Annotated in this window: 8 protein-coding genes; 4 read left to right on the forward strand and 4 right to left on the reverse strand. The window is 51.6% G+C overall.

Going from position 1 to position 13,898, the window contains the following annotated elements:
• Positions 1-57 precede the first annotated feature (57 nt).
• Positions 58-2,124 carry a thioredoxin domain-containing protein gene (locus tag C8E01_RS07385; RefSeq protein ID WP_116542732.1) on the forward strand — a complete coding sequence of 689 codons (2,067 nt, stop codon included), beginning with the start codon at positions 58-60 and terminating at the stop codon, positions 2,122-2,124.
• Positions 2,125-2,271: 147 nt separating this feature from the next.
• The gene (gene priA / locus C8E01_RS07390) at positions 2,272-4,803 is read left to right on the forward strand and encodes a replication restart helicase PriA (protein WP_116542733.1); all 2,532 of its coding nucleotides are present in this window, start codon (positions 2,272-2,274) and stop codon (positions 4,801-4,803) included.
• A gap of 1,022 nt (positions 4,804-5,825) precedes the next feature.
• On the opposite strand, the gene C8E01_RS21440 is transcribed toward priA, so the two are convergent.
• The 4 genes from C8E01_RS21440 to C8E01_RS07410 form a co-directional block, all read right to left on the reverse strand.
• Positions 5,826-6,008: a hypothetical protein gene (locus C8E01_RS21440; protein ID WP_133242739.1), complete on the reverse strand. Its 183-nt coding sequence runs from the start codon at positions 6,006-6,008 to the stop codon at positions 5,826-5,828.
• Positions 6,009-6,046: 38 nt separating this feature from the next.
• A complete protein-coding gene (locus C8E01_RS07400) occupies positions 6,047-7,486 on the reverse strand; it encodes an SLC13 family permease (RefSeq protein ID WP_116542735.1) in 1,440 nt (479 codons plus the stop codon).
• A gap of 101 nt (positions 7,487-7,587) precedes the next feature.
• Positions 7,588-8,112: a DinB family protein gene (locus C8E01_RS07405; protein WP_116542736.1), complete on the reverse strand. Its 525-nt coding sequence runs from the start codon at positions 8,110-8,112 to the stop codon at positions 7,588-7,590.
• Between the two features lie 176 nt (positions 8,113-8,288).
• On the reverse strand, positions 8,289-10,844 hold the full coding sequence (locus tag C8E01_RS07410) for a M14 family metallopeptidase (RefSeq protein WP_116542737.1): 2,556 nt from the start codon (positions 10,842-10,844) through the stop codon (positions 8,289-8,291).
• Positions 10,845-11,055: 211 nt separating this feature from the next.
• Between C8E01_RS07410 and C8E01_RS07415 the strand changes: the two genes are divergently transcribed.
• Both C8E01_RS07415 and C8E01_RS07420 read left to right on the forward strand, forming a co-directional pair.
• Positions 11,056-11,748: a TIGR02117 family protein gene (locus tag C8E01_RS07415; protein WP_165820588.1), complete on the forward strand. Its 693-nt coding sequence runs from the start codon at positions 11,056-11,058 to the stop codon at positions 11,746-11,748.
• Between the two features lie 246 nt (positions 11,749-11,994).
• Positions 11,995-13,884, forward strand: coding sequence for a CocE/NonD family hydrolase (locus C8E01_RS07420; RefSeq protein ID WP_116542739.1), 1,890 nt, complete (start codon positions 11,995-11,997; stop codon positions 13,882-13,884).
• The last annotated feature ends 14 nt before the right edge of the window (positions 13,885-13,898 follow it).

Below are 13,898 nucleotides of genomic sequence, written 5' to 3' on the forward strand. Positions count from 1 at the left end.
ACTTTTGCCGGCCTTGTCCGTAGGTATAGAGTTCCAGAAGCCTGCAATACGACGACCATGGCCCAGCATAAGAAAATACCGAACAAACTGATCAATGAAAGTAGCCCTTACCTGCTGCAGCACGCCTATAACCCAGTAGCCTGGCACCCTTGGGGTGAAGAAGCGTTGCAGAAGGCAAAGCAGGAAGACAAGCCTATCCTGGTAAGCATTGGGTATGCTGCCTGCCATTGGTGCCACGTCATGGAGCACCAGTCTTTCGAGAACGAGAAGATTGCCAACGTCATGAACGAGCACTTTATATGCATCAAGGTGGACCGTGAGGAACGTCCGGATGTAGATGCCGTGCACATGGACGCTTTGCAGGCCATGGGCGTGCAGGGAGGCTGGCCCCTGAATGTATTCCTGAATTCCGAAGCCAAGCCGTTTTATGGCGGCACCTATTTCACGCCCCAGCAATGGGTGAAGCTCCTCCTAAACATCGCCGAGGCCTACATAAAAAACCGGCAGAGACTCGACAAGTCAGCTGAGCAGTTCGTGCAGCACCTCAACCTGAGCGAGCTACAACGATTCGGGCTGCAGCAGAGTCAGACGGAAGTGAACGAAGAAGACTTTGAAGAGCTGTACAAGAACTTAGCCAGGCAATTCGACAAAAAGCACGGCGGTTTTGGACCTGCTCCAAAGTTTCCGATGCCCGCCAACCTGATGTTCCTGCTGCGCTATCACGCTCACACAGAAAATGCAGCTGCCCTGAAACACATCAATCTTACATTGCACGAGATGGCTTATGGCGGCATCTACGATCAGATCGGCGGTGGATTCGCCCGCTATTCCGTTGACGAGAAATGGTTGGTGCCCCACTTTGAAAAGATGCTCTATGATAATGGACAGTTGATCAGTGTATACGCCGAAGCCTATTTGCTCACCAAGGAGTCGCTCTACAAGGATGTGGTGTACGAAACGATTTCTTTTGCGGAGCGTGAGCTGATGAGCGAAGAAGGTGGCTTTTACTCGTCACTCGATGCAGACAGCGAAGGTGTGGAGGGAAAGTTCTATGTATTCACCCGCCAGGAACTGCAAGACCTGTTCGGAGCGGAGGAGCCCATCCTCTCTAAATACTACCACGTAACCACGACCGGTAATTTTGAGCACGGGCAGAACATATTGCACCGCCGCATCAGCGACGCGCATTTTGCCAAAGAAAATGAGCTGGAACTGGAAGTGCTGGAAGAGATGGTGAAGACCTGGAAAGAGAGGTTGATGGAACTCCGGTCACGGCGAGTTCGCCCCGGACTGGATGACAAGATTCTCTGCTCCTGGAACGCCATTATGCTCAAGGGCCTGGCGGATGCTTACTATACCTTTGGCAACAAGCACTTCCTGCACATGGCCATCCGCAATGCAGACTTTATTCTGAAGCATTTGAAGCAGGACGACAGACTACTCCATAACTATAAAGATGGCAAAGCTTCTATTAACGGATTCCTGGAAGACTATGCTTTGCTGATAAGGGCGCTGATACGGGTATATGAAATTACGTTTGACGAAAAATACCTGCAGGAGGCTAAGCAACTGACAGAGTATACCTTAGTCAACTTTTTTGATGACCGGGAGCAGCTGTTTTTCTTCACTGACCAGAACGCTGAAAAGCTGGTGGCCCGCAAAAAAGAGCTGCTCGATAACGTGATTCCTTCTTCCAACTCAGTGATGGCCACCAACCTATACCTGCTGGGGCTTTACTTCAACGAAGAGCGTTACCAGCAACTCGCTGATGCAATGCTGGCGCAGGTAAAGGAGCTGGTTGTAAAAGAACCGGGCCACATGGGCAATTGGGCCAGTCTGTATTTTCACAAACTGCAGCCTACCGCCGAAGTTGCCATTGTGGGACATCAGGCACCTGAGATGCGTTCTGAACTCAGCTCTTTTTATATCCCCAACATGCTGCTGGCTGGCACAGAAAATCAAAGCGAGCTACCGTTGCTAAAAGATCGCAGCGCCATCAGTGGGAAAACTACCGTGTATGTGTGCTATAACAGGACCTGCCAGCTACCCGTGCATACTGCCGCGGAAGCGTTGGATCAACTTCAAAACGGTAATAGCGAAAAGTCGAAATTCCCGTCACTGTAGGTATAGCTATATTTTGCTGAAAGATTAGCAACGTGCTGCTATGGTTCGACATGCAGTCATGCGAAAGGTATAACTATACCTTCCTGAAAGCCTTCGGGATTTACATGCTTTTTTGCGACATTTGCAAGACAACCTATACCTGCGCCCTTGTCTGAGTTACTCAATTTCAATTACCCACCGGAGCCGGCCGTGGACCGCGTCACGCTTTTTGCCGACGTGATTCTGCCTTTGCCGCTTCCAAAGCTGTATACCTACCGCATTCCCTTCGAAATGAACGACGAGGTGCTGGTGGGTGCCCGGGTAATTGTTCAGTTTGGTGCCAAGCGGGTGCTCAGCTGCATTGTGGCTGACATCCACGAAAACGCGCCCGCTGACTACCAGGCCAAGTATATTTTGGATGTACTGGACGACAAGCCCATCGTAACAGCCCCACAGCTCAAACTTTTCCGCTGGATCGCCGATTACTACATGTGCACCATCGGCGAGGTAATCAATGCAGCGCTTCCATCGGCGCTCAAACTCAGCAGCGAATCGCGCATACAGCTGCACCCGCATTTCAATCCGGAAGAAGACGACATTCCGTTGGCTTCGCAGGAAGTGAAGATCATCTACGCCCTGCAGCAAAACCCGGCCCTTACCTTTACAGAAGTAGGCAATCTGCTACAGGTGAAGAGCTATCACAAGTACATCAAATCGCTTATACAGAAAGAGGCGATCATCATATTCGAGCAGGTGAGCGACCGTTTTTCGCCTAAAGTGGTCAAGAAGATCCGTCTGACAGATCACTTTGTGCAGGAAGAAGGGATGCTGGAGGAGCTCTTCAACCAACTCGCCACCAAGCCTAAGCAGCTCGACATCCTGCTCAACTACCTGCAAAAGGTGCCGGTGCATCAGAACATCTACCTTAACGCTGCAGGTATAGAGAAGAGTGTGCTGGCCAATAACCCGCACCTTTCCAAGTCCTCCATCGACTCGCTGATCAAAAAAGGCGTGTTCGAGCAGTTTGACCAGATCATTTCGCGCTTCCCCGTTGACAACACCGTGCCGCTGCAGCCCATGAAGCTGTCGGAGCACCAGGAACAGGCCAAAGATGAAATACTGGGCCTCTTCAAAGCGAAAGACACCGTGCTGTTGCATGGCGTGACGGGAAGCGGCAAAACCGAGGTATACATCGACCTGATCAAACATGCGCTGGAGGCTGGCGGACAGGTGCTATACCTGCTTCCTGAAATTGCGCTGACCGCCCAGATCGTAACCCGCCTGATCAAGGTGTTTGGAGATAAGCTGGGCATTTACCACTCTAAGTTCTCAGACAATGAGCGGGCTGAGGTATGGCAGGGTGTGCTCTCGGGTCGCTTCCAGATGGTAGTGGGAGTGCGCTCGGCGGTGTTTCTGCCTTTCCATAACTTGTCGCTGGTGATAGTAGATGAAGAGCATGAGCCCAGCTACAAGCAGTACGACCCTGCTCCGAGGTATAACGCCCGCGAAACGGCCCTGATGATGGCGCATCTGCAGGGGGCCAAAACCTTGCTCGGCTCCGCCACGCCCTCCATCGAGACCTACTACAACTGCAAAACCGACCGCTGGGGTTTGGTGACCATGAGCAAACGCTTCGGGGAGGCGCAGATGCCTTCCATTGAGCTGATCAACGTGCGCGAGGAGCAACAGCGCAAGAATATGCACAACCACTTTTCGGGCAAGCTGGTCACAGCCATTGAGGAGCGACTGGCGCGGCAGGAACAGGTGATCCTTTTTCAGAACCGCCGCGGCTATGCGCCTTTTATCAGCTGCGACGAGTGCTCCTGGATTCCCAAGTGCCAGCACTGTGCTGTGAGTCTCTCCTACCACAAGTATAACAATGAGCTGCGCTGTCACTACTGCGGCTACCACGAGCGCATGCCACACGATTGCCCGGCTTGCGGCGCTACCACGCTCCGGAGCATGGGCTTCGGCACCGAGAAGGTGGAAGACGACCTGAAACTGATGCTGCCCAACGCTGAGGTACAGCGCATGGACCTGGACACGACCAAGAAGAAAAACAGCTACCAACAGATCATCGCCGACTTTGAGAGCGGCAAAACCAATGTGCTGATCGGCACGCAGATGGTGACCAAGGGCCTGGACTTCGAGAACGTAAGCCTGGTAGGTATACTCAACGCCGACAGCATCATCCATTTCCCTGATTTCCGGGCGCACGAGCGGGCCTATCAGCTATTTGTGCAAGTCAGCGGTCGTGCCGGCCGCAAAGGCAAGCCCGGTACGGTACTGATCCAGACTCGGGACCCGCTGCAGCCGATCTTCCGAAAGGTGCACAGCAACGATTATACCTCGCTGTACGAGCACGAGATTGAGGAACGCATGCGCTTCGGATACCCTCCTTTCGCCCGCATGATCCGCATCACCGTGAAGCACATTGACGAGAAGGTATCAGAAAACGCTGCTATTGTGCTTGCTAAGGATCTGACCGATCAGTTAGGGGCGCAACTGGTGTTGGGGCCGGAAGTGCCTTACATTTTCAAGATCAGAAACCTTTTTCTGAACGAGATACACGTGAAGCTGCCTCGTGAGAATGTGAACCTCAGAGCCGCTAAGCAGGCTATTTCTAAGGTGATACAGCAGCTGTACCTGTTGCCTGATTTTAAAGGGGTGCGGGTTGTAGCGGATGTGGATCCGGCTTAATTCGTTTTAGCTCAATTTTGATTTTTGTAGGTATAGCGGGTTTTGCCTAGTCGACGGGACTCGTTTTTAGGTATAGCTACAGCTGTTGCAGGTATAGCAAGGATATTGTTCTATAGCTTCGCCTGTGCGGCGGGCACTCACTTTTTTATCCCGAATCAAGTTCGGGATCTTCGACTTGATAAAAATTAAGTGGAACATCCCGAATCCTATTAGGGCAAAAAATCAAGACGCTCCAAACAGAGGGCCCCTACCCCACTCGCTGATCGCTCTTGACAGGAGTACCCCTATACCCCCAACAGTGGAGCGCCAAAAGGTGCATCTGGCTCAGGTGATCAGTTTCATAGCTTCCGGGACAAGTTAGTCTTCCTATACCTACCAGTAGTTTGTGGCAGAAACGACAGAGCTTATACTTGTAAACTAGTAGCGGCAGAAGCTCTCCTCCTTGGATAAGGAGGGGCAGGGGTGGTTGGACTCCGTGTCGCGAGGGAACTGCTGCAATAACAAAGCTCTTACCTGCCAAATGGCAGCTGCAAAAAATTCCCTCTCGAGAGGGTTAGGGGTGTGTTATAGCAACTGCCTGTCCTCCCTTTAACCAAGATCCTTTCAGGATGACAAAGAGAAACTGGTTTAGCTAAAATCCCCCTTGGGGGGAAAGGGTCAGGGGTGTGTTAAATCAGAGGGAGTCTTAACTGCAAACGGTACGAAGCTATACTAAAAATCAACAATGGCTTAAACTCCTTCAGGTGTAAGACTTACCTACAAATGAGTTTCAAGAGAAATATACTGGCTACTCCTCCTCTTTTCTCAAGCTCCACCTGAAATATTAGAAAAATGAGTGCAATTTCCTTTTTGAAAAACTTTGCCTAACGAACTACTCGAAAAATTATTTCACTTTTCTGGAGCAATTGTAACCCTGCCAAAAACAGGGCGTATAAAGAGTACCTTTGGCTAAAAGTTGAAAGCCTGAAAGTTTGGAATGTCTACAAGATATTTTTAAACTTTCAGGTTTTTCTCTTTTTAACCTACTCCTGCGGCTTGTTTCTGTTCAGCAGCACCACATACATGATCCCGAAACCCAGGAAAGCGATCAGGAAGAAAATATCTATCCACTCGTATTCCCCCTGCATGATCTGCCAGGCTTTTACACCTGCAAATACAAAGCAGGCGATGGCGAGCAAAATTCTAAATATTCGTTGATTAGGCATAAGTAACTAATTATGAGTGCAAATTAACAGGTCTAAAATTAGCGGGACATATAGAAAATAACCCAGGCTGTAATAACGACAGAACTTACCAGATTAAGAAGCATGCCTGTGCGTGCCATTGTGCCGATGGGCACCTGCTTGCTGCCATACACGATGGCATTGGGTGGTGTTGCTACGGGCAGCATAAAGGCCATGCTGCAGGCAATCACGACCCCCAGCACGGGGTATAGCTCCGGCAATTGCAGCTGATTGAGAATACCGATGATGATCGGTACAAACGTGATCGCGATGGCTGTATTGGAACTCACTTCAGTTATCATGACCACTCCAGCGACCAGCACAAACACCAGTATGAGCAGCTGGCCCGGATCAACAAAAGAAGTAATGCTGGCACCTATTACGTCGGCCAGACCGGAACTGACCACCAGTTGCCCCAGCGCCATCCCTCCTCCAAACAAAAGAATCGTATCCCAATCAATGCGAACCAGATCAGATACGGTGAGCGTCCCCTCTCCCCCATTCTCCTGGCCGGGCGGTATCACAAACAGCAACAGAGCAGCCAACACAGCCACCGTACTCTCGGCAAAATAGGTGCTCATAAAGGTATAAGCCGCTTCCATGCCCAACAGGTTAAACACGCCCGGAGTCAGCCACAGTACCACCGCCACCATAAACACACCCATCGTGATCAGCTCACCTTTCGAAATGGGGGGCTGCTGACGACTTTGCGTTTCGACGTAGGCCCTTATACCTGCAGAACTAAAGTTAAATTTTTTGAAGTACCAGCGTACGTAAACCAACATAAACGCATAGATGCTGAGCGAAATGGGCATGGCCATCATCATCCATTGCAGAAAATCAATGCTGATGCCTTCTTTAGCCAGGTAATTTACACCGATCAGGTTAGGAGGCGAACCAATGATCGTACTAACGCCCCCGATGGAAGCACTATACGCTATACCCAACAGAAAATATGGCGCAGAACTTTTGCCTGCCGCTGGGTCCTGTATCAACTGTAACACACCAATCGTGAGCGGCAGCAGCATGGCTACTGTTACAGAGTTGCTCACCCACATCGACAGTACATACGAAACCAGCGAGAAGCCCAGAAACATGCTGAACAGACTCTTCTGAAAAATAGGGCGTGACAAAATAAAGAGTGCAAGACGTTTATCGAGGCCATGGCGGGTCATGGAGCGGGCCAGCAGGAAACTACCGATAAAGAGCAGGATGATCGGGTGGCCAAGGTTCTGGAAAGCCGTATTGATATCGGCTATACCTGTCAGTATCGCCATGATCACGCCCAGGAAGGCTGTCATCGAAAGCGGGATTACCTCCGTCATCCAAAAAACGAGGCAGAAAACCATGATGGTCGCAACCGTGCGGGCCTGAGATTCAAGTCCATCCGTTAGCCACCACATCATCACGGCCAGCAAGGGAGCCAACAGCAAGCCAATGTTTCTTCTGGTAAAAGTCATGGATATAAATATAGCTATAAACCAGCAGAAACCGTTGAGCTAAAACCTAGTACCAGAAAATTTGAGACTCCTATACCTGTTGCAAACTTTATGAGTCTGTGCTAAACCAAATAGCGCTCCCGGATAATGTTGAGGTGATGGATCTCGTGCCCCAGAATTGCAAAGCCCAGTGCTCTGACCGATACACTTCGGCCACTGGCTATACCTGTGTGTCCAAGCATTTCGTCATCAAATCCTTTGTACAGTTCAATGGTGGCCTGACGGGCGGCAGCATACTCAGCCAGTATGGACGTGATGGGTCTTATATCGGCTTTGCTATGCTCTGCATAGGCATTCTCATCAAAGCCAGGCAGTTCAGTTTTGTCGTTGCGGGCAAAGCAAAGCGCACGGTAGGCGAAGATACGCTCTGTGTCGGCCATGTGCACCAGCATTTCCTTAATGGACCACTTGCCGGGCTGGTAGCGGTGTTTCAGTTGCTGCTCTTTGAGTGAGAGCATGAAATTGACGATGTATTCCTCACTTGCAGCCAGGGCAGGCAGCAGGTCGTCGGTTTTGGCGTTGCTGATGTAGCTGTTAAAAAACTCGTCGTATTCAGCTGGATGGGGCGCACTGATGATCTTATCCATAGTTTTAAGTTCTGGTAGTGGGATAATAGGTATACGTGAAGGTACAAATTATACGCGTATACAGGTTAGGGTTCACTATAAAAAGCAACGGCCTGACTTCGGATAGCCAGGCCGCTGCTTTTTTTATAAAATACGCTGTCTTAGCACTTGCATGAACGTATGGTCCTGTTGTAAGCTTACTGCCCTACCAGGAACACGGCATTGCCGAAGAGCAGCTTGCCATTGTGCCAGAAACCGCGGAACAGGGGGTTGTCGGCCAGGTATATCACCTGTCCCCTACCCATCGGTTGAGCACCCAGGATCAGGGCGTCCTTCAGTCGTGCTTTTGCCTTGGCACCCACAAAACCAGTAGCATAGTTGTCTTTCTTGAGCACACCCACGTTCCAACCGTCTTTCATGAAGCTGAAAGTATCGGAGGTGCGCACCAAGGCATAGTAGGTATCACCGTAACCAAAGGCCAGGGGGTGCGTTTTGTCTAAATTCACACGGAACACACTGCCCTGCACGTCTTCAGAAATGGCATCACGCTCGCGATCGCCGTAAACACGCAGCAGCCGGTAAGGGTCTTCTTTTGTTTCTTTGGCTTTCTCCTTCTCAGTTGCCTCGTCTCCGTTTTTCTTTTGCAGATTGAAGTCCTTTTTACCTGCCAGGAAGCCTGCGGCACTTTCCAAAGCGATCAGCTTACCGCCGCCACGTACCCAATTCTTCACCTGCTCCAGTGCCTGCTCGTTCAGCACACGGCCATAAGACCCGGCTGGCAAAATCAGCACATCAAACTCGTGCAGCGGCACGTTACCAAAATAGCTTGTGCCGAGCACTGTCACCGGGTAGCCGATCTGCTGCTCAAAGTAGTGCCAGATCTCCCCAAAGGCGTAAGGCGACACGCCCTCACCTGACATTAGAGCCACTTTCGGTGTTTTCAGAAAGCGCACACTGCCCGAGCCGAAGTCGGCGCCGCTGCTCACGAAGCCTGTCGTGGAGGCTTGTAGGGTTACGCCATGTTTCTCTGCCGTGGCACGTACTACAGCATCCAACTTATCGCCCATCGCTTCGTTGCCGGTGCGGGTAATGATCAGGGTGCCTGCCTCGTACTGGCGGTTTTCCATCTCAAAAGGTTTCTCCGACATACGTACCTTCACTTTCTGCGCCATCAGGTCGGTCAGGAATTTCACGTCCTGCAAACTGTTCCAACGGGCCAAGTAGGCAAAAGGGCGCTCTACTTTGATTGGGTTGGCTGCTTTAGCCGGCTTTTGGTTATTTGCATCCAAACGGCTTTTCAAAGCGTAGGCCTGCAGACCGAAGGCATAAGGCATGGCCCATGAGGTGATATCGTAGGTAAGCGAGTCTTCCAGATTAGATGAAGGCTCGAACAGCACTTTCACCAGTGTGGACTTTGGCTGGTACATGCTCACCACCAGGTCATTCTGATTTACCCGCACGCTTTCTTCTTTGCCGGTGGCATAATTAAAGCCTTTGCTTGAGCTGCTCTTGCCTGCATACCCATAGCGGATCTGCTGCTGATCCAGGTAGTCCGTCAGGGCTTTGAGGTTGCCCACGCTGCGATCATCTGCTTTAAAAACAAATGTCTTATAGGCCCCACCCGGCTTTTTCAGGTTGTTGTCGTAGTACTTGCGAAACTCCTGCGTAAGCTGGTCCGCTTTTTCGGCCGTAGCCTGCAGCGTGGCCAGACTGGCGATGTGGTGGTGGGCGATACGGTCAGTCAACGTAAGGGTGTCGCCGTCCTGTTTCTTATAGGCCAAACCAGCACGGCCGGAGCCGCCTTGTTCGTAGGTCATCCCGATGGCACCGTTAAAGGTAGGCCAGGTATCGCCGTAGCTGGGGTAGAACAGGTCAAAGTTCTCGCGGGTGAAGTAGAGCCAGTTGTTCTGGTCGAAATACTGACGGTTGTAATCGCCGATGGTGTACTGGAAATCGCGCTGCCAGGGCGTGATGCTCTCGTGCAGTGGCTTGGCGGCTGGCGAAAAGTAGTAAGGTTGCTCCGGTCCCATTTCGTGGAAGTCGGCGTGCACCTGCGGCAGCCACTGGTTGTACTGCGCCATACGCTGCTTCGACTCGATCTGTGTCTGCCAGGCCCAGTCGCGGTTCAGGTCAAAGTAGTAGTGGTTGGGTCTGCCACCCGGCCATGGCTCGTAGTGCTCCCATGCGTAAGGCGACGCATTGCCGCCGCGGTTCTGCACTTGCTTGTACCACTGCACGTAGCGCTCGCGTCCGTCCGGGTTCACGCAGGGGTCCAGGATCACCACAGTGTTTTCCAGCCACTTCTTGGTCTGTTGGTTGTTTGGGTCTACCAGGTCGTAGAGCACCTGCAGTACCGCCTCGCTGCTCACCGACTCGTTGCCGTGGATGTTGTAGCTCATCCAGAGGATTGCCGGCTGTTTGCCCTGCACCTGTCCGTCGGCTATACCTGCCTGTCGCAGGTTGTTTTCGCGTATCTGCTCCAGGCGTGGCAGGTTCTCGTCGCTTGCCACATAGGCTAGCAGCAGAGGTCTTCCTTCGTAGGTTTTGCCATACTCCTGCACTCGAATGCGGTTTGGGGCCTGCTGCGCCAGGTAATTTACGTAGTCGGTGATGCGGGCATGCGTTGTGAATTCTTCGCCCAGGGTATAGCCCAAAAATTGCGCTGGTGTCTGCAGGGCCTGCTGTGCCATGGCCGTTTGCAAACTCAGCAACACGAAGGCAAAAGCGAACAATCGCTTTATTGTGTTTTGCATGGTTTATCTCTTTTAAGAGGGTATGTAAGAGGTATAGGAAATAAAGGTACAATCTGCGCAAAAAAGCTGAATTTGACAATTTTATACCTGCAAAGACTGTCTATACAATGATCTGGAGAAGAAGAGATGGGTCAGGGTGGAATTTTAGCAGGCAGGCTTCAGTTTATTTTCTATACCTGACATCAAACCACTTATGTGCGTACCTATAGCTATGTATCTGTTTTGGCGAAAGACCGGCAAAGGTTTCCTGGCATTTTTGGCAGGGCTGGCCCTGATGACCGTACTCTACGTACTGGCCGGCCTGACACTGGGCAGTATACCTGTCAACAGCAGCTATGCGCAAACCACGGAAGGTATAGAGATTTTTGTGACCGACAATGGCGTGCACACGGATCTGGTGTTGCCTGTTAAAACCGATATCATAGATTGGCAAGACAGGCTGTACGTGCAGGACTTCGCTGGCGCCGACAGTTCCTTTACCCACGTGGGTTTTGGCTGGGGCGACCGGCAGTTTTACATGGAAACGCCCGAGTGGAAAGACCTTACCCTCACCACCGCCATCACCTCCCTTTTCTGGCCCACCCGCACCGCCATGCATGTGGAGTATATCGCCAAGCCGCTACGGCAAAATAAATACCAGCAGCCCGTGCTGATCACCCAAGCGCAGTACCAGGCACTGGTGCAGTATATACTAGAAAGTTTTCAGCAACAGCTCAATGGTGAGTTTCTGCTGATTGAAGGCGGGGGTTACCACGACCGTGACAACTTTTACGAAGCGCACGGCAAGTTCCACCTTTTTAAGACCTGCAACAGTTGGGTAAACGGAGGACTCAAAGCCATGGGTCACCGCGCCGCTCTTTGGGCTCCCTTTTCATTTGTGGTGATGCGGCAGGTCCGCGAGTAGTTTCTATTTACGCTCTTCTATACTTAGTCCTACTATCGATTTAGCAGCATCAGCAGTGGCGTCTTCAACTCCTTTTTTAAAGGCTGTTTTGTGGTTCTCCCAGTTTACAGCAATATCAACAGCGTAGATGGTGGCTATACCTAATCATGGGTGTGCTCAAAATCTCAAAGCGCACTTTATTACTTATACACTGGATTGTCTATATTCAGGCAGAAAATAACTTCCCTTAAACATTAACATCTTCCAATGCGACAAAACAGCCTCTATTTACGCGCGTTTTTCCTGCTGATGGCCCTTTGGCTGTATGCAGGTGAGGCGCTGGCCCAGCGAGTCAACCAAGACTCGCTCTATATCCGGGAGCATTATACCAAGCAGGAGTACCAGATACCGATGCGCGATGGCAAAAAGCTGTATACAGTAGTTTACTCCCCCAAAGACCAGAGCAAGAAATACCCGATCATGCTCAACCGCACACCCTACTCAGCTGGTCCGTACAAAGAAGGCTTTAAAACTTCCCTCGGTCCCAGCACCACAATGATGCGCGACGGCTACATTTTTGTGTACCAGGATGTGCGCGGTGCTTATATGTCGGAAGGTACTTTCGTGAACATGACCCCGCATGTGCCTAACAAGAAAGGCAAGAAAGACATAGACGAGAGTACCGACACCTACGACACGGTGGAATGGCTCACGAATAACCTGAAGAACAGCAACAAGCGCGTGGGCCAGTGGGGCATCTCCTACCCCGGCTTTTATGCCGCTGCCGGCCTGATGAGCAATCACCCTGCCCTCAAGGCAGTGTCGCCACAGGCCCCTATTGCCGACTGGTTCTGGGACGATTTCCACCACAACGGCGCTTTCTTTCTGCCGCACGCCTTCAACTTCCTGGCCAGTTTCGGTCTGCCTCGCCCGGAGCCCACGCCGAACCGTAACCCGCGCTTCGACCACGGCACCCCGGATGGCTATGAGTTCTTCATCCGCATGGGTCCTCTGAAGAATGCAAACGAAAAGTACTACAAAGACAACGTGGCGTTCTGGAACGAAATAGCCGTACACCCCAACTACGACAAGTTCTGGCAGGAACGCAACATACTGCCTCACCTCAAAAACCTGAAAGGTACCGCCGTGATGACGGTTGGTGGCTGGTATGATGCCGAAGACCTTTACGGACCGCTTAAGATCTACCAGCACATCGAAAAGAACAACCCAAAGCTGACCAACATGCTGGTAATGGGACCATGGGTGCACGGCGGCTGGGCTCGCGGCGACGGCAGCAGCATCGGCAATGTGCATTTCGGACAGGCGCACTCACCCTGGTACCAGCAGGATGTGGAGGCCAGATTCTTTACCCATTATCTAAAGAATGATGCCAAGACCCCGGTTAATCTGCCGGAAGCCATCATGTTTGAGGGCGGCACTAACCAGTGGCGAGAATTTGAAACCTGGCCACCAAAAGCTGCTCAGGAGAAAACGCTATACCTGCACGCCAACGGCAAGCTGAGTTTTGAAGCGCCCAAAGCAGGTATAGCCGAAGCCAGTGAGTACATCAGTGACCCAGCCAAGCCGGTACCGTTCACCGAAGCCATTGCCACCGGCATGACCCGCGAGTACATGACCGATGACCAGCGCTTCGCAAGCCGTCGCCCCGATGTACTTACTTTCCAAACCGACGTGCTAACCGAAGACATGACGCTGGCAGGCGAGATATTGGCGCAGCTCAAAGTTGCCACTACCGGCACCGACGCTGACTGGGTAGTGAAGCTGATCGACGTATACCCGGATACGGCAGCAGCACATGCACACCAGCCCGGCAAGGCCATGGGTGGCTATCAGCAGATGGTGCGCAGCGAAGTATTCCGTGGCCGCTTCCGTAACAGTTTTGAGAAGCCGGAGCCTTTTGTGCCAAACCAGGTAGCGCAGGTAAACGTGGAGCTGCAGGATGTGCTCTATACCTTCAAAAAAGGCCACCGCATCATGGTACAGATCCAGAGCACCTGGTTCCCGCTGGTTGACCGCAATCCGCAGAAATACGTGGACAATATTTTTGAAGCCAACGAAGAAGACTTCATCAAGGCTACCCACAAGGTATACCACTCACCACAACACCCAACCAGTCTGAAGGTGAAGGTGCTCTAAGCAAGTCCTATAGG

The sequence above is a fragment of the Pontibacter virosus genome (genome assembly GCF_003096355.1).
GTDB classification, from domain to species: Bacteria; Bacteroidota; Bacteroidia; order Cytophagales; family Hymenobacteraceae; genus Pontibacter; species Pontibacter virosus.